16 protein-coding genes are annotated in these 22,100 nt (G+C 70.9%); 7 read left to right on the top strand and 9 right to left on the bottom strand.

Features of this window, described 5'->3' with window-relative positions:
• Together OHS59_RS40195 and OHS59_RS40190 are read right to left on the bottom strand one after the other, a co-directional pair.
• Positions 1-2,283 carry a sulfatase gene (locus tag OHS59_RS40195; RefSeq protein ID WP_443061579.1) on the bottom strand — a complete coding sequence of 761 codons (2,283 nt, stop codon included), beginning with the start codon at positions 2,281-2,283 and terminating at the stop codon, positions 1-3.
• Between the two features lie 149 nt (positions 2,284-2,432).
• Positions 2,433-3,968 (bottom strand): acyl-CoA synthetase, encoded by a 1,536-nt coding sequence (locus OHS59_RS40190; RefSeq protein ID WP_328498250.1) that lies wholly within the window; start codon positions 3,966-3,968, stop codon positions 2,433-2,435.
• Between the two features lie 179 nt (positions 3,969-4,147).
• Here OHS59_RS40190 and OHS59_RS40185 point away from each other — a divergent pair, with 179 nt between their 5' ends.
• Positions 4,148-6,553 (top strand): penicillin acylase family protein, encoded by a 2,406-nt coding sequence (locus OHS59_RS40185; protein WP_328498249.1) that lies wholly within the window; start codon positions 4,148-4,150, stop codon positions 6,551-6,553.
• Positions 6,554-6,678: 125 nt separating this feature from the next.
• On the opposite strand, the gene OHS59_RS40180 is transcribed toward OHS59_RS40185, so the two are convergent.
• Complete coding sequence (locus OHS59_RS40180) at positions 6,679-8,283, bottom strand: acyl-CoA synthetase (protein ID WP_328498248.1); 1,605 nt, start codon at positions 8,281-8,283, stop codon at positions 6,679-6,681.
• Positions 8,280-9,389 carry an NAD(P)H-dependent flavin oxidoreductase gene (locus OHS59_RS40175; RefSeq protein WP_328498247.1) on the bottom strand — a complete coding sequence of 370 codons (1,110 nt, stop codon included), beginning with the start codon at positions 9,387-9,389 and terminating at the stop codon, positions 8,280-8,282. The genes OHS59_RS40180 and OHS59_RS40175 overlap by 4 nt, the downstream gene beginning before the upstream one ends.
• Positions 9,390-9,552: 163 nt before the next feature.
• Here OHS59_RS40175 and OHS59_RS40170 point away from each other — a divergent pair, with 163 nt between their 5' ends.
• A complete protein-coding gene (locus tag OHS59_RS40170; protein ID WP_328498246.1) occupies positions 9,553-11,367 on the top strand; it encodes a serine hydrolase in 1,815 nt (604 codons plus the stop codon).
• A gap of 125 nt (positions 11,368-11,492) precedes the next feature.
• On the opposite strand, the gene OHS59_RS40165 is transcribed toward OHS59_RS40170, so the two are convergent.
• From OHS59_RS40165 to OHS59_RS40155, 3 genes are all read right to left on the bottom strand, one after another.
• Positions 11,493-13,055 carry a phytoene desaturase family protein gene (locus OHS59_RS40165; RefSeq protein ID WP_328498245.1) on the bottom strand — a complete coding sequence of 521 codons (1,563 nt, stop codon included), beginning with the start codon at positions 13,053-13,055 and terminating at the stop codon, positions 11,493-11,495.
• A 605-nt stretch (positions 13,056-13,660) separates the two neighbouring features.
• On the bottom strand, positions 13,661-15,979 hold the full coding sequence (locus tag OHS59_RS40160) for a serine/threonine-protein kinase (RefSeq protein WP_328498244.1): 2,319 nt from the start codon (positions 15,977-15,979) through the stop codon (positions 13,661-13,663).
• A gap of 60 nt (positions 15,980-16,039) precedes the next feature.
• Complete coding sequence (locus OHS59_RS40155; protein WP_328498243.1) at positions 16,040-16,897, bottom strand: oxygenase MpaB family protein; 858 nt, start codon at positions 16,895-16,897, stop codon at positions 16,040-16,042.
• Between the two features lie 128 nt (positions 16,898-17,025).
• Here OHS59_RS40155 and OHS59_RS40150 point away from each other — a divergent pair, with 128 nt between their 5' ends.
• Genes OHS59_RS40150 through OHS59_RS40130 form a run of 5 tightly spaced genes read left to right on the top strand, consistent with a single transcriptional unit; the run spans position 17,026 to position 20,556 of the window.
• Positions 17,026-18,543, top strand: coding sequence for a toluene monooxygenase (locus OHS59_RS40150; protein ID WP_328498242.1), 1,518 nt, complete (start codon positions 17,026-17,028; stop codon positions 18,541-18,543).
• Between the two features lie 36 nt (positions 18,544-18,579).
• Positions 18,580-18,828 (top strand): toluene-4-monooxygenase system B family protein, encoded by a 249-nt coding sequence (locus tag OHS59_RS40145; protein ID WP_328498241.1) that lies wholly within the window; start codon positions 18,580-18,582, stop codon positions 18,826-18,828.
• Entirely contained in the window at positions 18,825-19,196 is a 372-nt protein-coding gene (locus OHS59_RS40140) for a Rieske 2Fe-2S domain-containing protein (RefSeq protein WP_328498240.1), read from the top strand. Before OHS59_RS40145 ends, OHS59_RS40140 begins: the two co-directional genes overlap by 4 nt.
• A gap of 16 nt (positions 19,197-19,212) precedes the next feature.
• Complete coding sequence (locus tag OHS59_RS40135; RefSeq protein ID WP_328498239.1) at positions 19,213-19,542, top strand: MmoB/DmpM family protein; 330 nt, start codon at positions 19,213-19,215, stop codon at positions 19,540-19,542.
• A 3-nt stretch (positions 19,543-19,545) separates the two neighbouring features.
• A complete protein-coding gene (locus OHS59_RS40130; protein ID WP_328498238.1) occupies positions 19,546-20,556 on the top strand; it encodes a hypothetical protein in 1,011 nt (336 codons plus the stop codon).
• 51 nt (positions 20,557-20,607) lie between these two features.
• Here the strand turns inward: OHS59_RS40130 and OHS59_RS40125 are convergent, their stop codons facing one another.
• Both OHS59_RS40125 and OHS59_RS40120 read right to left on the bottom strand, forming a co-directional pair.
• Positions 20,608-21,027: a (R)-mandelonitrile lyase gene (locus OHS59_RS40125; RefSeq protein ID WP_328498237.1), complete on the bottom strand. Its 420-nt coding sequence runs from the start codon at positions 21,025-21,027 to the stop codon at positions 20,608-20,610.
• A 74-nt stretch (positions 21,028-21,101) separates the two neighbouring features.
• The gene (locus OHS59_RS40120; protein ID WP_328498236.1) at positions 21,102-22,079 is read right to left on the bottom strand and encodes an aldo/keto reductase; all 978 of its coding nucleotides are present in this window, start codon (positions 22,077-22,079) and stop codon (positions 21,102-21,104) included.
• Between the last annotated feature and the right edge of the window lie 21 nt (positions 22,080-22,100).

Raw genomic sequence — 22,100 nt, 5'->3', positions numbered from 1 at the left:
CTACGGGTGGGGCGTCGAGCCGTACGCGGTCAGGAAGCGGTCGCGGAAGGAGTCCATCCGCCAGACCGGGGCCGAGTCGTCGGGCTTGAGGCCCTCGGTCCAGTTCCAGTCGTCGATCTTGTCGAGTACGGACTTGTCGTGGGCGACGATCGAGACCGGCACGTCCCGGCTGGCGTGGTTGCCGCTGACCCTGGCCAGGGGCTGGTGGTCGCCGAGGAAGACCAGCACGGTGTTCTTGTCGCCGTACTTCACCACGTAGTCGATGAGGCTGGTCACCGAGTACTCGATGGACTTTCCGTACTCCTCCTTGACCTTGGTGGAGTCGTAGAAGACGTCCGAGGGCTTCTTGCCGTCCTTCTGGATGTCCTTGTAGACCGAGCCGTCGCCGACCTCGTCCCAGGGGATCGTCTTGGGGATCGGCGCCCAGGGCTGGTGGCTGGAAGTCAGGATGATCTCCGACATCAGCGGCTTGTCGCGCTTCTTGCCGTGCTCAAGTCGCTGGTAGGCGCTCAGCGCGTACTGGTCGGGCATGGTCGACCAGCTGAACTTGGGTCCCTGGTAGCCGAGTTCACGGGAGTCGTAGACGTTGTCGAGGCCGTAGAACTTCCCCTCGGGCCAGTTCTTCTGGATGCCCGGCATGATGCCCACGGTCCGCCAGGCGCCTGCCTTCTGGAAGGCGCCGGTGAGCGTCAGGTGCTCACCCGCGGTGACGGTTCGGTAGCGGGCCTGGTTGCTGATCCACAGGCCGGACAGGAAGGTGGAGTGGCCGAGCCAGCTGCTGCCGCCGTACGTCGCCGAGGTGAGCCAGCCGCTCTTGGCGGAGTAGCCGGCCTCCGTCAGCGCCGCCGTCTTGTCGTCGAGCGTGGCGTCGACCCCGGGCGCCATGATCGGGTCCTCGATGGCGCTGCGGCCGTAACTCTCGATGAAGGCGAAGATGACGTCCTTGCCGCGCAGATCGGGGACGAGCTGCGCCGGCGGCGTCTTCGCGAAGGCGTCCTTCTTGGCGATCTTGGCGAACTCCGCCTCGTCCTTCAGCGTCGCCTGCACCCGGTCCACCCGGTTCTGTACGGCCCCCGCGGTGCTGCGGGCCGCGAACTGCACCCCCGCGAACTGCACGCCGAGCGCCGAGCAGGCGACCCAGACGGTGCCGGCGACCAGCGTGGCACGGGTCGCGCGACCGCTGTGCCGGCCCAGCAGGTTGGCCAGGCGGACGACGGAGAGGGCCATCAGCACGAACACCGCGATGACGAGCACGATGACCGCGATCACGACGGCGACCGCGCCGGCCTTGCCCATCGAGTCCTCAAGATACGTCCGGGCGTCGTCGAACAGGACCCAGTCGAGTACGACGTTGAAGCCGCGTCCGAGGAATTCGTTGAAGCCGAGGTCCAGGAGGTTCAGGACGGTCATCGCGCCCAGGCTCAGGCCGGCGAGGATCGCCGTCACCAGCCGCAGTGTCTTCGGCAGGACCATGAGGACGGCCGCGCCGAAGATCGCCTCCACCGGCAGCCGGAGGAACACGGCGGGCCGGAAGCGGTCGGGTTCGTTCGGCATGAGCAGCGCGAAGAGCACGAGCACGGCGGCGAGGGTGGTGACCGTGCAGGCCACGTTCCGGGCCGCGACGGGGTGCTTGGCCCGCCAGCCGCGGGCGGTCGGCGCCGCATCGGTCCCCGGGTCCTCTTTCGGCGCCGGATCCCCTTGAGCCGCCGGGCTCGCTTCCGACGCCGGGTCCTTTTCCGGCGCGGGGTCCTCCGGGGCCGCCGTGCTGTCTCCGGGCTCCCGGTCCGCTTCGGCCGCCAGGCTCTCTTCGGTCTCCTGGCCCCCCGGGGCCTTCTCGTCCCTCTCGGCCGCTGCCGCCGCTTGGGTCGCTGACACGTCTTGGGCTGCTGCCGCCTGGCCGGCGGGTGCGGCCCGGTCCTCAGTGAGGGTGGCCTCGTCCTCGGCCTGAGCCGACGTGACCGCCCCACCGGTCGACGCGTCCACAGTCTCGGCTCCTGCGCCGGCTATCTCGTCGGACGCATCGGCCGTCCCGGTGGGCGTGTCGGCCGTCCCGGTGGGCGCACCGGCCTCTTCGGTGGGCGCACCTGCTGCTTCGGCGGGTCGGCCCGCCGTGTCGGCGGGCGTGTCCGCCGCCCCCGCGGGCGCGGCCGTTTCGTCGGCGGGCGTGTCCGCCTGCTCGGTGGACGGGCTGTCCGCCGGAGGCAGTGCCTCGGGCATCTCGGGTTCCTTCGGGGTTGTCCGGTCCAGGTCCGGCAACTGGGGAGAGTTCGTGGTGCTAGACAACCCGAAGGTCCTTCCGTGCGAAACCCTGTGGTGACTGGGCGGACCAGGCTCGGGTGGCCGGACCGCCGTAACGTAACTGGTACGGCCCACCAGCGGGTTCAGTTCAGCCCCGCGAGGATTCCGCCGGCAAAGATTAGGTCACCCGTGAGTCAATCGGTCACCGGGGAGGGGCCCGCCACAGGGGAGCCCTCCCCGAACCGGTCCCGCAGCTCCCGCTTGAGGATCTTCCCGCTCGCGTTGCGCGGCAGGTCGTCCACGAACACCACCCGCTTCGGCGCCTTGAAATGCGCGAGCTTCTCGCGGGCGTGGGCGACCAGTTCGTCCTCCGTGACCTCGCCACGGGGCACGACCACCGCGGTGACCGCCTCGATCCACCGCTCGTCCGGCAGGCCGATCACCGCGACCTCGGCCACCTCGGGATGGGTGTAGAGCGCGTCCTCGACCTGCCGTGAAGCGACCAGTACGCCCCCGGAGTTGATGACGTCCTTCACCCGGTCGACGACGGTGAAGAATCCCTCGGCGTCCCGCACCACGAGATCGCCGGAGTGGAACCAGCCGTCCCGGAAGGCCTCGGCGGTCTCCTCGGGCTTGTCCCAGTAGCCCTCGCAGAGCTGCGGCGACCGGTAGACGACCTCACCGGAGGTGCCGTCGGGCACGTCCTTGCCGTCCTCGTCGACCACCCGCGCGTCCACGAAGAGCACCGGACGCCCGCAGGAGTCCAGCCGCTTCTTCCGGTGCTCGTGCGGCCCGAGAACCATGGACAGCGGACCGATCTCGCTCTGCCCGAAGCAGTTGTAGAAGGCCAGCTTCGGCAGCCGGGCCCGCAGTCGTTCCAGCACGGGCACCGGCATGATCGATGCCCCGTAGTACGCCTTGCGCAGCCCGCTCAGGTCGCGGGTCTCGAAGTCGGGGCGGTTCGACAGGCCGATCCACACGGTGGGCGGCGCGAAGAGGCTGTCCGCGCGGCCGGTCTCGACGAGGTCGAAGAGCTGCTCGGCGTCGGGACTGTCGATGATGGTGTTCCGGGCGCCGACCGCGAGGTACGGCAGCAGGAACACGTGCATCTGCGCCGAGTGGTAGAGCGGCAGCGAGTGCACGGGCAGATCGCCCGCGCTCAGGTCGAGGGCGGTGATCGCGCTCAGGTACTCGTGCACCAGCGCGCGGTGGGTCAGCATCGCGCCCTTGGGCAGTGCCGTCGTGCCCGAGGTGTAGAGCAGCTGCACCAGGTCCTCGGTGCGCGGCTCGGGCCCGTCGTAGGCGGGTGTCGACTCCAGCCGGGCGAGCAGCGAGTCCTCGGCGTCCCGCAGCGGCAGCACCCGGACGCCGTCGGGGAGCCGGTCCGCGAGGTCCGGGTCGGCCAGGACGAGTGTGCTGCCCGACTGGCCGACGATGTACGCGAGGTCGTCACCGGTGAGGTTCTGGTTGACCGGCACATGAACGAGCCCGCCGCGGGCGCACGCCAGGAAACCGATGAGGTACGCGTCGGAGTTGTGCCCGTAGGCGCCCACACGGTCGCCCGGGGCGAGCCCCGAGGAGTGCAGCACCTGGGCCGCGCGGGAGACGGCCTCGTCGAGTTCGGCGTAGGTCCAGGTGCGTTCGCGGTAGGTGACCGCGACGCGGGCCGGGGTGCGCCGGGCACTGCGCCGCAGCACCCCGTCAACCGTGCTGCCGTGTCCAGGCGTCATGACACATGATCCTCGGTCCGTGCACGCGGCAGGTCAAGCCGGGCGGCACGGGCCGAATTCGGGCGACACGGCGATCTCGACAGAGGCTCCGTCGCTGCACACACCCGTTGCTACGCTCAACCGCCTTTTCTCGTAAGGACGTTGGACCGCCTTTTCCCTCACGGATGTTGGGAGGCACGATGCGCACCCGCCTCAGACGACTCGTCGTCGTGGCCGCGGCACTGCTCACCGCCACGACCGCGCTCCCCGCGGCCACCGCACAGAGCTCCGCGGAGCGGCAACACCCTTCCCACGGCGGTCTGTCCGCCGTGATCCGGTACACCGAGTACGGCATTCCGCACATCGTCGCGAAGGACTACGCGAATCTCGGCTTCGGCACCGGATGGGCGCAGGCCGCCGACCAGGTGTGCACGCTCGCCGACGGATTCGTGACGGTACGCGGCGAACGCTCCCGCTTCTTCGGCGCCGACGCGGCACCGGACGGCTCGCTCTCCTCCGCCACGAAGAACCTCTCCAGCGACCTGTACTTCCGCGGTGTGCGGGACACCGGAACCGTGGAGAAGCTGCTCGCCGAACCGGCGCCCCGGGGGCCGGGCCGCGAGGTGAAGGAGCTGATGCGGGGCTGGGCGGCCGGATACAACGCCTGGCTGAAGAAGAACCGGATCACCGACCCGGCGTGCCGGGGTGCCGCCTGGGTACGGCAGGTGACTCCCCTGGACGTTGCGGCGCGGAGCTTCGCCCTGTCCGTCCTCGGCGGCCAGGGGCGCGGCGTGGAAGGCATCACGACCGCGCAACCGCCGACGGCCACGGGCGCGACCGAGGCCACCGGCGCTACGGACATCGCGCGTGGCGCGCAGGAGCTCTTCGCGTCGGAGTCGGCCGACATGGGTTCCAACGCCGTGGCCTTCAACGGCAGCACGACGGCCGGTGGACGCGGCCTGCTGTTGGGCAACCCGCACTACCCCTGGCAGGGGGGCCGCCGGTTCTGGCAGTCCCAGCAGACGATCCCCGGTGAACTCAATGTGTCCGGCGGCTCGTTGCTCGGCTCGCCGACGGTGTCCATCGGCCACAACGCGCATGTGGCGTGGAGCCACACCGTCGCCACGGGCGTGACCCTCAACCTGCATCAGCTGACGCTCGATCCGGCCGACCCGACCACGTACCTGGTGGACGGCGAGCCGGAGCGCATGACGAAGCGGACGGTGACCGTCGACGTGCTGGACGGCACGCCCGTGACCCGCACCCAGTGGTGGACGCGGTACGGCCCCGTCGTGAACTCCCTCGGCGCCCAGGTCCCGCTGCCCTGGACCGGCACCACGGCGTACGCGCTGGGCGACCCCAACTCACTCAATCTGCGCGGCTCGGACACCTCGCTCGGCTTCGGCAAGGCGCGCGGTACCGGTGACGTCCTCAACACGCTGAAGCGCACGCAGGGCCTCCCGTGGGTCAACACGATCGCGGCGGACTCGGGCGGGCATTCGCTGTTCACCCAGTCGCAGGTCCTCCCCCGGATCACCGACGACCTGGCACAGCGCTGCTCGACCGCGCTCGGCAAGGTCACGTATCCGTCGTCCGGTCTCGCGGTCCTGGACGGTTCGAGGAGCGACTGCGCGCTGGGGAAGGACGACGACGCCGTGCAGCCGGGCATCTTCGGCCCGTCCAGGATGCCGACCCTCAAGGACGCGCCCTACGCGGAGAACTCCAACGACAGCGCCTGGCTGGCCAACGCCGACAAGCCGCTGACCGGCTACGAGCGTGTCTTCGGCACGATCGGCACCCAGCGCTCGCCGCGCACGCGCGGCGCGGTCGAGGACGTGGCGGCCATGGCCGGGCGCGGTGACCTGACCGTGCGGGACCTCCAGCGGCAGCAGTTCGCGAACCGCGTGCCCACCGGTGACCTCGCGGCGGACGACGCGGCCCGCGCGTGTGCCGCACTGCCGGGCGGCACGGCGACGGGCAGCGACGGCAAGGCGGTCGACGTCACGCAGGCGTGCGCCGCGCTCAAGGCGTGGGACCACTCCATGGACACCGACAGCCGGGGCGCGCTGCTCTTCGACCGGTTCTGGCGGAAGCTGCTCACGGCGGTGCCGGCCGCGCAGCTGTGGAAGGTGCCGTTCTCGGCGGCCGACCCGGTGCGCACCCCGAACACGCTGAACACGGAGGCGACGGGCTTCGCCAGGGCTCTCGCCGACACCGTGAGCGAACTGCGCGCGGCAGGCGTCGCCCTCGACGCGAAGCTCGGAGCGAACCAGTACGTCGTGCGCGGCGGCAAGCGGATCCCGGTGCCGGGCGGCACGGAGTCGCTCGGCGTGTGGAACAAGGTCGAACCGGTGTGGGACGCGACGACCGGCGCGTACACGGAGGTCGCCACCGGGTCGAGCTACATCCAGGCGGTCGGCTGGGACGGCAGCCGCTGCCCCGTGGCCCGTACGCTCCTGACGTACTCCCAGTCATCGAATCCGGACTCGGCGCACTTCGCCGACCAGACCCGGCTGTTCTCGGCCGAGAAGTGGGTGACGTCCCGCTTCTGCGAGAAGGACATCCGCTCGTCACCCGCGCTGAGGGTGGTGCGCGTACACCAGTAGGCGCGGCAGTACGCGCCCCATGTGGTCCCGACCCCCACAGGTCGGGACCACATGGGCTGGCACCACATGGGCTGGCATCACATGGAGTCGGATCACTTGGGGCCGGATCACATGGGGTGCGAGCCTCATACGGAACGCGTACGGCCTTCCCAGTACGGGTCCCGCAGGCGTCGCTTGTACAGCTTTCCGTTGGGATCGCGTGGCATCGCCTCGATGAAGTCGACGCTCCCGGGCCGTTTGTATCCGGCCAGCTGCTGTTCGCAGTGGGCGAGGATCCCCGCGGCCAGCTCCTCGCCCGGTTCGAAGCCGGGTGCGGGTTCGACGACCGCCTTCACCGCCTCGCCCCAGTCGTCGTGCGGAATCCCGAAGGCGGCCGCGTCGGCGACTGCGGGGTGGGTGAGCAGCGCGGCCTCGATCTCGGCGGGGTAGATGTTGACCCCGCCCGAGATGATCATGTCGATCTTGCGGTCGCGGAGGAAGAGGTAGCCGTCCTCGTCGAGGTATCCCAGGTCACCGACGGTGAAGAAGTCGCCGATGCGGTTCTTCCGCGTCTTGGTCTCGTCCTTGTGGTACGAGAATCCGCCGGTGCTCATCTTCATGTAGACGGTGCCGAGTTCACCGGGCGGCACCTTGTTCCCGTCGTCGTCGAAGACGGCGAGTTCGCTGATGGGCCACGCCTTGCCGACCGTGCCGGGCTTCTTCAGCCAGTCCTCGGCGGTGGCGAAGGCCCCACCGCCCTCGCTGGCCGCGTAGTACTCCTCGACGCTGTGGCCCCACCACTCGATCATGGCCCGTTTCACATGGTCCGGGCACGGGGCGGCACCATGGATGGCGTGCCGCATGGACGACACGTCGTAAGCCGCTCTGGTGTGCTCCGGCAACGCCAGAAGGCGGTGGAACTGGGTCGGCACCATATGGGTGTGCGTGCACTGATGGGTGTCGATGAGCCGGAGCATCTCCTCGGGCGTCCACTTGTCCATCAGCACCAGCCGGTGCCCGATGTGCAGGGACGCGCCCGCGAACTGGAGGACCGCCGTGTGGTAGAGCGGCGAGCACACCAGATGCACGTTGCCGTCGAACGGCTTGATGCCGAAGATGCCGAGGAAACCACCGAGGTACGTCTCCTCGGGGAGCTTGCCGGGCAGCGGACGCCGGATGCCGCGCGGACGGCCCGTGGTGCCCGAGGTGTAGTTCATGACCCAGCCGAGCGTCCGGTCCCCGGGCACGGACCCGGGCTGCCCGTCGAGCAGGTCGGCGTACGGCCGGAACCCCTCGATCGAACCGGCCGAACCGGCTGCAGTGGCTGAACCGGTCGTGCTCGCCGCCCCGGCCGCGCCGACCGCGTACCGCCGGTCCGCGGGGAGCTTCGCCTCGTCGGCCGCGTGGCGTGCGGCGTCGCCGAACCGCTCGTGCGCGATGAGCGCCTTGGCCCCGGAGTCGGCGACGATCCAGGCGATCTCGGGGCCGACGAGATGGTGGTTGACGGGTACGAGGTAGAAGCCGGCCTGTGAGGCGGCGAGGTGGGCGGTGAGGAACTCGACGCCGTTGGGCAGCACGACGGCGAAGGAGTCGCCGCGTTCGAGCCCGGCGGCGCGCAGTCCGTGGACCAGGCGGTTGGCCTCGGCGTGCAGCCGTCCTGCGGTCCACACCTCGCCGTCGGTCGCGACGAGCACGATGCGCTCGGGGTCGGCGGTGGCCTGAGACCAGAAGCCGTTGGGGGGCTGGCTCACTCGTGGCTCCTTCCGGCAATGCGGTCGAGTCGGTCCACGGCCTCCTCGAAGCCGCGCGTGAGGTCGTCGACGACCTCCTGGACACTGCGTTCGCTGTTCATCCGGCCGACGATCTGTCCCACGGGGGTGCCGAGCAGCGGTTCCACCTCGTGCTTCTGGATCCGTGAGACGGCCTCGGCGACCAGCAGTCCCTGCAGGGGCATGGGGAGCGTGCCGGGTCCGTTCGGGTCTTCCCAGGCGTCGGTCCATTCGGTACGCAGCTGGCGTGCGGGTTTCCCGGTCAGCGCGCGCGAGCGGACCGTGTCGCCGGACCCCGCGGCGAGGAGCTTCCGCGTCAGGGCGCGCGAGTGCATGTCGGCCTCTGTGGTGGTCAGCCATATGGAGCCGAGCCACACACCCTGGGCGCCGAGTGTGAGCGCGGCGGCCATCTGCTGCCCGCTGCCGATGCCGCCCGCGGCGAGCACGGGCAGGGGCGCGACCGCCTCGACGACCTCGGGGGTGAGCACCATGGAGGCGATCTCACCGGTGTGGCCGCCGCCCTCGTAGCCCTGGGCGACGACGATGTCGATGCCCGCCTCGGCGTGCTTGCGCGCGTGCCGGGCACTGCCCGCGAGGGCGGCGACGAGCACGCCCTTCTCGTGGGCGCGCTCGACGACATCGGCGGGCGGCGAGCCGAGCGCGTTGGCCAGCAGCTTGATCGGATAGTCGAAGGCGACGTCCAGCTGGGTGCGCGCGACCTGTTCCATCCAGCCGGTGATGCGCCAGCCGGAGGCCTCGCCCTCGTCGAGTTCGGGCACCTCGTACTTGGCCAGGGTGTCCCGGACGTACTGGCGGTGCCCCTCGGGGATCATCGCCTCGACATCGGCCTCGGTGACGCCCTCGACCTTCTTGGCGGGCATGACGACGTCGAGCCCGTACGGCCTTCCGTCGACATGCGACTCCATCCAGTCGAGGTCTCCCTTGAGCTCGTCGGGGTCGGTGTAGCGGACCGCGCCGAGCACGCCGAGTCCGCCGGCCCGGCTGATGGCAGCGGCGACGGCGGGGAACGGCGTGAAGCCGAAGAGGGCGTGCTCGACTCCCAGTTTCTTGCTCAGCTCCGTCTGCATGGGCGCAGGATGCCGCAGTCCTCCGGACGAGGGAAGACCTTTTCTGATGCCCCGTCAGTTTTCTCGGCAGGTGAGGAGTCGAGGCGGCACCGTTGACAGGGCCCCCGCCCGACACAAAAGTTTCATCGGACACAGCGAGGGCGGAAAGTTACTTTCAGGCGGCATGACGGGAGACACATCGATGGCGTCGACGGCGGACAGAGCGGGCGGCGGGCCGACCCGTCGTCAAGTGGGGCGCGGCCTGACGGCGTTGGGCGGAGCACTGATGCTGGCACCCCTGCCCGCCGCGTCGGCGGCCCCCGGCACGGCCGGGAGCGGCAAGGCGGGCCCCCGCCGCCCGACCCTGCGGCACGGCTCCGCCGAACGCGCGGGCCTCCTCCCCGCTCCCCTGCGCCGACTCGTCACCGACGCCGAGGCGTTCCTCGGCCCCTCCCCCAAGCACCCCTGGTACGCGGGCGCCGTGCTGCTCGCGGGCCGCGGCGGTACGGTCGCCCTGCATCAGCCGATCGGCAGGGCCGTGCGCTACTCGGCGTACGACGAGAAGACCGACACCGCCGTGGAGTTCCCCGCGGAACAGCAGATCGCGATGGCCGAGGACACGGTCTTCGACCTCGCCTCGGTGTCGAAGCTGTTCACGTCGATCCTCGCCGTGCAGCAGATCGAGCGCGGCACGCTGGAACTGGAGGGCAAGGTCGCCTCGTACCTCCCGGACTTCGGCGGCGCGGGCAAGCAGGACATCACCATCCGCCAACTGCTCACCCACACCTCGGGGTTCCGCGCCTGGATCCCGCTCTACAGCGCGCCGACGTACGAGGAGAAGCTCCAGCTCGTCTGGAAGGAAGCGCCCCTCAACCCGCCCGGCACGAAGTACCTCTACTCGGACCTCAACCTGATCTCGCTGCAACTCGTCCTGGAGAAGATCACCGGTCACGCCCTGGACGTCCTGCTCCGGACCGAGATCACCGCTCCGCTCGGGATGTGCCGCACCCGCTACAACCCGCCGCCCTCCTGGAAACCGCGGATCGCCGCCACCGAGGACGCCCGCAAGCCCTGGTCGGGGCTCGACCGCGGTCTCGTGTGGGGCGAGGTGCACGACGAGAACGCGTACAGCCTGGGCGGCGTGGCAGGTCACGCCGGTGTCTTCTCCACCGCGTGGGACCTCGCGATCCTCGGCCGGACGCTGCTCAACGGCGGTGTGTACGGCAGGGCGCGCGTCCTGGAGCCCGAGTCCGTGGAGCTGATGTTCACCGACTTCAACACGGCCTTCCCGGGCGACGAGCACGGTCTCGGCTTCGAGCTCTACCAGCACTGGTACATGGGCGCGATGGCCACTCCGCGCACCGCGGGGCACACGGGCTTCACCGGCACCTCGCTCGTGCTCGACCCGACGACCGACTCGTTCCTCGTCCTCCTCGGCAACTCCGTCCACCCCGTGCGCGGTTGGCGCTCCGGTTCCGCTCCCCGTGTCGCCGCCGCCGACAACCTGGCCCGCGCCGTTCCGGTCCGGCCCGCGCGGGGGCGTACTGCCTGGTTCGCCGGCATGGCGACCGCGACCTCCGCGACGCTGACGCTGCCCGCGCTGGACGTCGGCGCCGGAGGGCGGCTGCGGTGCGCCCTGTGGTGGGACACCGAACCGCAGGCGGACGCGCTCTTCCTGGAGTCCTCGGTGGACGGCGGCACGACGTGGGAGGCCGTGCCGTTCACCACCGTCCGCAGCGGGGAGGATCCGGCCGGACACCCCGCCGGGTCGGTGACCGGCTGGTCGGGCCGGACCTGGCACCGGGTCGGCGCGGACCTTCCCTCGGCCGCGCAACTCGCGCTGCGCTGGCGGTACGCGACGGATCGGCTGTACGTGGGGCGGGGCGTGTACGTGGACGCGCTGCGGGTCGGTGACGACGAACGGGTCCTGTTCGACGAGGCGCGGCCGGCGGACTCGGCGCGGATCGTGGCCGTGGGATGGGTGGTGTCCTCGGACTGAGTGCACCGACGGTGTCCGAGCGCACCCTCGACCTGCCGCATCCGCCGTGGGCACGGCCGTGGCGGATGCGTGTGCGGGTCGTGGGGGTTGCCCGCGCCGTTCCCCGCGCCCCTTGCGGGGCTCCCCTACGGGGCTTCCAGGAGGGCCATCGCCGCGTTGTGGCCCGGTACGCCGCTCACGCCTCCGCCCCTCACCGCGCCCGCGCCGCAGAGGAGGATGTTGGCGTGGGCCGTCTCGACGCCCCAGCGGCCGGTGTCCTCCTGGGTGTGGGGGAAGGCGAGGTCGCGGTGGAAGATGTTGCCGCCGGGGAGTCTGAGATCGCGTTCCAGGTCGAGGGGTGTCTTCGCCTCGACGCAGAGCCGGCCGTCCGCGTCGGCCGCCAGGCAGTCGACGATCGGTTCGACGAGGTGGGCGTCCAGTTGCGCCAGGGTGGACTTCAGCAGCTCGCGGCGTACGCCGTCGTTGTCCTGGGCGAAGAGCCGGGCAGGTGTGTGGAGCCCGAAGAGCGTGAGGGTGTGGTAGCCCTGCTGGATCAGATCGGGGCCCAGGATCGAGGGGTCGGTCAGGGAGTGGCAGTAGATCTCGGAGGGCGGCGCCTCGGGCAGCACACCGGACGAGGCCTGCGCGTGGGCGGTCGCCAGTTGCTCGTACCCCTCGGCGATGTGGAAGGTGCCGGCGAAGGCCTCGCGCGGGTCGACGGACGTGTCGCGCAGCCGGGGCAGCCGCTTCAGCAGCATGTTGACCTTGAGCTGGGCGCCCTCGGCGGGCAGGGGCGGCTCGTCGCCGGTCAGTCGCGCGAGTTCCTGCGGGGAGGCGTTGACGAGTACGTGCCGGGCGGCGACGGTCGCCTCACCGTCCGCGGTCCGGTAGGTGACCTCGGCGGCGCGGCCGTCCGTCTCCACCCGGAGCGCCTCGTGGCCGGTCGCGAGGACCGCGCCGGCGTTGCGGGCGGCGCCGGCCAGCGCGTCGGTGAGCGCGCCCATGCCGCCGACCGGCACGTCCCAGGCTCCGGTGCCGCCGCCGATCACGTGGTAGAGGAAGCAGCGGTTCTGCCGCAGGGTCGGGTCGTGGGCGTCGGCGAAGGTGCCGATGAGTGCGTCGGTGAGGACGACTCCGCGGACGAGGTCGTCGGCGAAGGTGTCCTCGACGGCGACCCCCAACGGTTCCTCGAAGAGGACGCGCCAGGCTTCCTCGTCGTCGATGCGGCGGCGCAGTTCCTCGCGGGTGGGGAGCGGTTCGGTGAGGGTGGGGAAGACCTTCTTGGCGAGGCGGCCGGTCATGCCGTAGAAGCGCTGCCAGGCCTGGTACTCGCTGCCCGAGCCGGTGAGCTTGGTGAAGGCTTCCCGGGTGCGCCGCTCGCCGCCCCCGATGAGCAGTCCGGCGGGCCGGCCGCCCCGCTCGGTGGGGGTGTACGAGGACACGTTGCGGCCGCGGACCCGGAAGTCCAGCCCCAGATCCCGGACGATCTTCCGGGGCAGCAGGCTCACCAGGTAGGAGTAGCGCGACAGCCGGGCGTCGACACCGGCGAACGGCCGGGTCGACACGGCGGCGCCGCCGGTGTTCCCCAGCCGCTCCAGGACGAGCACGGACTTCCCCGCACGGGCCAGATAGGCGGCGGCCACCAGCCCGTTGTGCCCCCCGCCGACGATGACGACGTCCTGTTCCCGGTATCCCTCGTGAGCACCCATCCCCCTAGGTAACACGCAAAGATCCACACCGACCACCCCCACGCGCACCCGGCGGACACCCATGTGGGGCGACGCCCCGTCAGGGACACCCGCAAGGGGCGCGGGGATCTGCGCGCCCGGCCACGGGTCAGTGGCGCACGCGAGCGGTGTCACCGTCGATACGGACGGTGCACTCACGGAAGAGCGCCAAGGGCTGTCCTCCGTCCTCGGCGACGCTGGAGTTCGTAGGTGAACATGAGGCTGACCGGTTCGGATTGCCCGTAGGCGGCGAACCGGCTGTAGCGGGTCGGGGGCGGGGAGGGTCGCCTAGACGAAGCCGTCCCCGGGCGCAGGGCGGGTGCGGCGGCGCGGTGCGCGGCCATCCAGGGCAGCAGGAGGGCGTCGCAGCCGACGACGGTGTGGGCGGCGGGGGCGGACCGGGCGGGCGTCACGGTCCAGCACGGCGCCTTGAGCCGGTCCCGGGCCGGCTGGGGCTGGGCCGGGGTGCGGGCGTGCGGCAGCGTCCCGACGGGCGTGCGCAGGTCGCTCGACCGGACCTGTCGGGTGTCATGGGCAGGGGCGGGTCGGGGAGCGGCGCGGGCCCCGGCAGAGGACGGCCCGTTGCGTCACCAAGCCCCGGAGACCCGCTGCTGACGCAGCGCCGCCACCCTCCGGTACAACTCCGCCGCCTCCCCCGCCCGCCCCAACTGCTCCAGGCAGTGCGCCTCGTCGTTGCGGCTGGCCAGCGCGTCGGGATGGTCCGCGCCGAGCACCCGCTCACGCGCTCCGGCCACCGCCCGGTACTCCGCGAGCGCGTCCCCCCAGCGGCCGAGCCAGCCGAGCCCGACGGCGACCTCGCGCCGGCTCACCAGGGTGTCCGAGTGGTCGGGCCCGAGGACCCGCTCCCGGATGGCGCACACGTCGCGGGACTCGGCGAGGGCCTCCTCCCAGCGGCCGAGCCTGCCGAGGTTGACCCCGAGGCCGTGCCGGGCGCGCAGGGTCTCGGGGTGGGCGGGCCCGTGGACGCGGATGCGGTCGTCGATCAGCCCCCGGTACAGCTCAAGGGCCCGTGCGCTGTGCCCGAGCCTGCCGAGGCTGATACCGACCTCGTAGCGGGCGGCGAGCGTGTCCGGATGGTCGGGGCCGAGTGCCTGCGCCCGGGCTCCCGCGACCTCCTGGTAGGTGCCCAGCGCCTCGGTCCACCGCCCCAACTGACCGAGGGCGTAAGCCACTTCGTAGCGGGTGACGAGAGTCTCGGGATGGTTCGGGCCGAGTACGCGGGCGCGGGCCGTGGCCACCTCGCTCGCCATCCGGTACGAGTCCTCCAGGCGCCCGAGCCTGCTGAGGTTGAAGGCGAGGTTGTGGCGGCAGCGCAGGGTGTCCGGGTGGTCGGGCCCCATCGCGCGTTCCCGGGCGCCGAGCACGCCCGTATAGACCTGGTGCGCCTCGAAGTGACGTCCCAACTGGCCGAGTACGTACGCCATTTCCTGACGGGCGGCCAGGGTGTCCGGGTGGTCGGGGCCGAGCACGTGCTCCCTGGTGCGGGCCACATGCGTGTATTCGCGCAGCGCGTCGGCGGGGCGGCCGGTGCGGCTGAGGGTGAAGCCGACCTCGTAGCGGCTGGCCAGCGTGTCGGGGTGGTCGGGCCCCAGTGCGTGTTCGCGTTCGGCGGCGACGGCGCGGTGCACCTCGCCGGCCTCCGGCCAGCGGCCGAGCCGCCCCAGGCTCAGCCCGGCGTTGTGGCGGCCGGCGAGTGCGGTGAGCAACTCCGGTGACGGGGTGGGCCGTTCGGCGGGCACCGGGTCCGGGGCCCCGCGGGTGTCGGTGCGGGCGATCCAGTCGCCGGTGAGGCCCGCGGCGGCGTCCGGCGGTGTGGTGCGCAGTCCCGCGCCGGTCCCGGCCGCCTTGTGGCCGGTGGTCATACCGCGGGTCCAGGACGGCAGGCGGCCTTCTCGGGAGACGGGCCGCTCCGCCACCTGCGGCCGCTCCGTCGGTTCGGGCCACTTCCTGGCCTCGGGCCACTCCCTCGCCTCGGGCCACTCCGTCGCCCCGGGCCGCACGGGCGCCGACACCATGGTCGGCACGTACGCCGGGGTGGTGCGGCCCGCGCCGATCCGGCGCCCCAGCTCCCGGGCGTCGTGCGGTCGCCGGCCGGGCTCCTTGGCCAGCAGGTCGAGGATGATCCGGTCCAGGTACTCGGGGATTTCGGCCCGGTGGTTGCGCGGTGGCTCGGGCACCGTGTCCCGGTGTCCGACGAGTACCGCCCACGCGTCTTCGAGGTCGAACGGCGGGGCGCCGGTGGCGATCTCGTACAGCACGCAGCCGAAGGAGTAGAGGTCGCTGCGCTGGTCGACCTCGGTGCCGCCGATCTGCTCGGGCGACATGTAGTGCGGGGTGCCCATGGCGATACCGGTGCCGGTGAGGCGTGAGGTGAAGCCGATGTCGTGGCCTAGGCGGGCGATGCCGAAGTCGCAGATCTTCACCGTGCCGTCGTCGAGCCGCATGATGTTGGCGGGCTTCAGATCGCGGTGCACGATGCCCTGCTGATGGGTGTAGGCGAGGGCGGCGGCGACCTGTTCGGCGACCTCCACGATGTCGGCGACCGGCAGCGGATGCTGTCTGTTGTCCTCCAGGAGCTGGCTCAGATTGCGGCCGTCGAGCAACTCCATCACCAGGTACAGGACTCCGTCGGACTCGCCGAAGTCGTGGACGACGGTCACGCCGCGGTGCTGGAGTGCCGCGGCCACCCTGGCCTCGCGGCGGAACCGCTCCCGCAGCACGCGGGTGAACGAGTTGTCGTGATGATGGCCCAGCGGTTTGAGGCACTTGACGGCGACCTGCCTGCCCAGCGACTCGTCCCGCGCCCGCCACACCTCTCCCATGCCGCCTCGACCTATCAGGTCGAGCAGCCGGTACCGGCCCTGGATGAGCCTGGTCTCCCCCATCTGCCGCGATCGCCCCCGTCGTCCGTACCCGCCCTCCCCTGGCTCGTCCAGTATGGCGAGCTATGGTCCGACTTTGTACGGTGCGGGACGCGAGCCGGGGCCGAGCCGTGACATGGCGCGGATAATGTGTTTGGGCGGCAGTTGCCAGCGCAGACGTGCGGGAACGCAGCGCAGCACGGTGCCTGTGAGGCGCAGCCGCCGGGTCACGATCCGGGGCGACCGTACGGATCTTCCGTACAACTCATGGGCGTACGGCGGCAGTGAGGCGTACGCGGTCTGCGCCACCCAGCGCCACAGCAGTGCGCGTGCCGGGACCAGCAGTGGGTGGACGGGCGGTCCGCGCAGGAAGTCGTCGACGTCCCGTGCCTCCGCTCCGGCGGCCAGTTCCGGGCGGATCCTCTCGAAGTACGCGGCCAGTTCCCGCTGGTCGGACGGTACTTCGGCGGGGTCGAGGCCCACCAGTCGTGCGCCGACGCGGTTCTCGTCGATGTAGCGGTCGGCCTGCGCGTCCGAGAGGCGGACACCGGAGCGGCGCAGGACGTGCAGATAGGAGTCGATCTCGGCGCAGTGCACCCACAGCAGCAGCGTGGGCTCGTCGATCCCGTAGCGCTCCCCCGTGTCGGGGTCGGTCGCCGTGAGCGTCGCGTGGATCTTCCGCACCCTCGCACCGGCCCGCTCGGCGGCCTCCTTCGTCCCGTACGTGGTGGTGCCGACGAAGTGGGCGATACCCATCAGACGACCCCAGGCGTCCTCTCGGAAGCCGGAGTTCTGCGTGACGCCTCGCACCGCGCGCGGGAGCAGCGCCTGGAGGTAGAGCGCGCGGACCCCGGCGATCCACATCATGGGGTCCGCGTGCAGTTGCCAGGTCACGGAGTCCGGGCCGTACAGACCCGGGTCGCCCGAGTGCGCCACGTCCATGCTCTCCACCGTAACTGCCCGGCGTGCGAGCCGACTTGCATATGGCGCGGGCACCGTCACGGTGATAGCCATGATGGGAACGTCGCCGATCGGCACCCTCTCCGCGCTTCGACGAAGGGAGACGACAGATGCCGCGTCTTGCCCGTTCCGAGTGGTACGACCTGACCCGCGACATGAACTGGTCCCTGTCCTACGTCAAGGAGGAGGAGGTCTGGCCGGCCGAGCTCTCCAACGGCTTCGGGCTGCCGGCCGAGGCGTGGTGGGTGTGGGACGAGCCGTACAAGGTCACGTACCCGGAGTATGTGCACAACCAGTACGGCAAGGACGCCGGTGTCTACGCCGTCAACGCCGTCATCGGGCGGTCGAAGGTGTACGAGCAGCTGGACCCGGGGTGGAAGTCGGCGATCATCGCGCACTACGGCGTGATCGCGATCCCCGAGTACCTGGCCAGTCTCGCGGAGTCCCGGATGGGCCGGTTCGGGCGCGCGGCGGCGTGGCGGAACATGGCGACGTTCGGCACCCTCGACGAGATGCGCCACGGCCAGATCCAGACCTACTTCCCGTACGGGCTCCTGGCCAAGGAGCCGCGGGCGGACTGGGCGCACAAGGCCCTGCACACGAACGAGTGGGGCGCGGTCGCCGCCCGCAGCCTGTTCGACGACATGTTCACCGCGAACGACGCGGTGTCCACGGCCGTGCAGCTGACCTTCACGTTCGAGACCGGGTTCACCAACCTGCAGTTCCTGGGGATGGCCGCGGACGCGATGAAGGTCGGGGACGTGGACTTCGGGGCGCTGATCTCCTCGATCCAGACCGACGAGGCCCGGCACTCGCAGCAGGGGGAACCGACCATCAAGCTCCTGGTGGAGCACGGTCGCAAGGACGTCGCTCAGCAACTGGTGGACCACATGTTCTGGCGGTCGTGGCGGCTCTTCGCGCTGCTGACCGGGTTGTCGATGGACTACTACACGCCGATGGAGCACCGCGGCCACTCGTTCAAGGAGTTCATGCGGGAGTGGATCTGCAAACAGTTCCTGGACCAGTTCCGCGACTTCGGCCTGGAGAAGCCCTGGTACTGGGACGAGCACTTCCTGCCCGACCTCGACTGGTACCACCACGCCCTGCAACTCGGCATCTGGTACTGGCGTCCGACCGTCTGGTGGAATCCCGACGCGGGAGTCGCTCCCGAGGAACGGGACTGGCTGGAGCACAAGTACCCCGGCTGGAACGACCACTTCGGCCGGCACTGGGACGTCATCGCCGACAACATCCGCGCAGGCCGCCCCGAGGCCACGCTGCCCGAGACGTTCCCGATGATCTGCAACCTGTGCCACATCCCGGTGGTGGCACCTGCCGGGTACCGGCTGGGCAAGGTCGCCGGCCCGCTGCCGAGGATCCTCGACCGGGGCGGGCGCCGCTACATCTTCTGCTCCGAGCCCTGCCAGTGGGTCTTCGAGCGGGCCCCGCGGCGCTTCCGGGGGCACACCACCGTCATCGACCGGTTCCTCGGCGGGCAGATCCAGCCCCCGACGATGGAGGGCGCGCTGGCCTGGATGGGGCTGTCACCCGAGGAGATGGGCCAGGACGCCACCGACTACGCCTGGGCACGGGTCGCGGCGCCGGGGCACCCGGCCGCCCGCGGCTGACCGGGCCGACGACTCGGACGGAAGGAATGATCGGCAATGGCGCTGTTTCCCCTGCAGGCCGTGTTCGACGGGGACTTCGTGGTGCTGCTGGTACCGGTGGACGACACGGACCCGATGACGGTGGTCGCCGACAAGGTGGCCCATCACGTGGTCGACCGCCGGGTGGCGGCGCAGGACCGCCCGCTACGGGTCCGGCACGACGGGCGGACGCTGCCCGACGACGCCACCGTGGTGAGCGCGGGAATGAAGCCGCTGGACGTGGTGGAAGTGGGGTACGCGTCATGAACGACGCCCCGGTGCAGTGGTTCGACGTGCCGGAGGCCGAAGGGTTGTGGGAGGGCGATCTCGTCGACGCGGAGGTCGCCGGTGAGCAGGTGCTCGTCGTGCACCACCTCGACGGAACCTTCTCCGCCTACCAAGGGGCTTGCCCGCACCAGGAGTTCCCGCTGTCCTACGGCAAGTGGGACGAGGAGGCGGGCACGCTGACCTGCTCCGGACACGGCTGGGAGTTCGACCTGAACTCCGGCGCGGGCATCAACCCGTCCGGCTGCCGGCTCTACCGGTACCCGGTCCGGGCCACCGACGGCGGTGCGGTGCGGATCGGGATCCCGCGGGACGGCGAGAGCCACTACAACCGCTGCCGAGAAGCGTGAGCGTGAGGACGAGACGATGACCGTACCCGACACCGGCACCCGCACCGACGCCGAAGCCGAGAAGCTGGTGGGGCCCGTGATCCGCGGTATCGACGGCGACCTCGCCGAGGCGGTGGCCGCCGCGATCGAACGGGACAACCCCGGCTCCGAGGTGGTCGTCGACGACCAGGCCGGATACGTACGGATCAGTGTCCCCCGGCGTTGTGTGCTGACGCGCGACAGCCTGGAGGAGGAGCTGGGCCGGGCGTTCCCGCTGAGCGGACTGGAGCCCGCGCTGGCGGCGTTCGCCGGGCGCCTCAAGCAGACGGACGACCAGTTGGTCTGGTACCTGGAGAGGCAGGACTGAGCCGTGACGAGTGCATCGAACAGGCGGCGGCAGAAGACCTGGAGCATGTTCGGCGACGTCCGGCGCAAGCCGACACCGTACGAGGTGGTCACCGGCAGGTTCCACTACCACTTCCGGCGCGATCCGGTCCCGTTCGAGATGGACCCCGAGTGGACGCTGAACAAGTGGTACCTCGCCCACCGCGAGGGATCGCCGCTGCAGGTGGACGACTGGGAGGGTTTCCGCGATCCCGCCAAACTGACCTACCGCGACTACGTCGCGCTCCAGCACGACCGGGAGATCTACCTGGACGCCCTCGTCGACCGGCACGAGGAGAACGAATCCGTGGCGGCCCTGGACCCTGATTGGGTGGGCACACTACGGACCCTGTTCGTCCCCCTGCGCTTCCCGCTGCACGTACTGCAGATGGTCAGTCTGTACGTCGGGCAGATGGCACCCTCGTCGTACATCACCAACTGCGCGCACTTCCAGGCCGCCGACGAGATGCGCCGGATCCAGCGGATCGCCTACTGGACCAAGGTGCTGGCCGACGCCCACGGCGACGACCTCGCGCTGACCGCCACCGCCCGCGGGGCCTGGGAGGACGGTCACGCCTGGCAGCCGTTGCGGCAGACCCTGGAGCACCTCCTGATCGCCTACGACTGGGGGGAGGCCTTCGTCGGGCTCGACATCGCGGTCAAACCGGCGGTGGACACCCTCGTCAACGAGGTGTTCGGCAGGCTGGCCGAGGCCAACGGGGACCGGTTCCTCGCAGAGTTGTGCACCGAGTTCGACAGGGACGCCCGCCGCAGCCGGGACTGGACCCAGGCCCTGACCGGCTACGCGATCGAGCGGAAGCCGGACCTGACCGGTGTGCTCGACGAGTGGGTGACGAAGTGGCGGCCTCGCGCCGACGAGGCCGTCGAGGGTCTGGCGCCGCTGTTCGCCACCGCGCCCCGGCCGCTCGCCGCCACCGACGTCATCGCGCGCGTCCACGGGGCGCACGACGAGTTCCTCGTCGGCACCTCCATCTGACGGCGACTGTCGTCACCTCGGCACGGGCGGCTCATCCCTCGCGGGACGCGGTCAGTGGGCGCGGGTGCGCGGGGCGTCGTACTGCTCGTCCGTGATGTGTTCCAGCCAGGTGGTCTCGGGGTGGTCGTCGTCGGGTGCGGTGCCGTCCCAGAGGGCGATGTGCTGCATGAACCGGTCGGCGGTGGCGCCGTGCCAGTGTTCCTCGCCGGGCGGGCAGGTCACCGTCTCGCCCGGGTGGGCCTCGAAGACGACGCCGTCACGGGTGCCGACCAGTGCGGTGCCCGCGACGACGTGGAGGGTCTGCCCGACGGTGTGACGGTGCCAGGCCGTACGGGCGCCCGGGGCGAAGCGGACCATGTTGGCGCGCAGGCGGGAGGGCTCCTGGCCGGCCTGGATGACGTCGAACCAGACGTCTCCGTCGAACCAGTCCTCGGGGCCCTTGCCGGTGGGCCGTGGCTTCACGAACTCCATGCGGTGCTCCTTGCTCTCGTACGCTCTCATGCGCTTCCGTGCGCTTGCGTGCTCGATGGGCGGTGGGTAGCGGGTCAGCGTTCGAGCATGCGCAGGCCCGCTTCGGTGTGGGTGTCTCCGGCGGCCGGCGGGAGGCCGGAGAGCTTCGCCAGGACCTCGGGGCCGAGCTGGAGAGCGTCGGCGGCGGTGTTCTCCTCGACTCGGATCACGCGCTTGGTTCCGGGAATGGGGGCGATGTCGTCGCCCTGGGCGAGGAGCCAGGCGATGGCGACCTGCGCGGGTGTGGCACCCACCTCCGCGGCGATGGCCTGGACCTCGTCGGCGAGTGCCAGGTTGCGGCGGAAATTCTCGCAGGTGAAGCGCGGGTTGCCGCGCCGGAAGTCGCCTTCTTCGAAGTCGTCCTCGCTGCGGACGGTACCGGTGAGGAAGCCGTGGCCCAGCGGCGAGAACGGCACCAGGCCGATGCCCAGTTCCCGCAGGACGGGCAGGACCCGGTCCTCGATCCCGCGGGTCCACAGCGAGTACTCGGACTGCACGGCGGTGACGGGGTGGACGGCGTGCGCGCGGCGGACGGTGTCCGGGCCTGCCTCGGACAGGCCGAAGTGACGGACCTTGCCCTCGGCGACCAGTTCGGCGACGGCTCCCGCGGTCTCTTCGATGGGAGTCTTCGGGTCGACCCGGTGCTGGTAGTAGAGGTCGATGTGGTCGGTGCCGAGCCGCTTGAGGGAGCCTTCCACGGATGTGCGGATGTTGGCGGGCCCGGAGTCGAGGTTCCAGGCGCCGGCACCGCCGTGGTCGATCATGCCGAACTTGGTGGCGAGCACGACCTGGTCACGGCGCCCCTTGAGGGCCTGTCCGACGAGCTCTTCGTTGATGTAGGGGCCGTAGATCTCCGCGGTGTCGATGAGCGTGACGCCGAGGTCGACGGCGCGGTGGATGGTGCGGATGGATTCCGCGTCGTCGCTTCCCGCGCCGGTCAGACCGTGGGACATGCCCATCGCGCCCAGGCCGATGCGCGAGACCTGTAGGTCACCGAGCTTGATGTGCTTCATGGTTGCGTCATTCTCCTGTCG

This window comes from Streptomyces sp. NBC_00414, assembly GCF_036038375.1.
GTDB lineage: Bacteria > Actinomycetota > Actinomycetes > Streptomycetales > Streptomycetaceae > Streptomyces.
The sequence above is the reverse complement of the archived record's forward strand: the minus strand, read 5'-3'. Positions and strand labels throughout refer to the sequence as shown.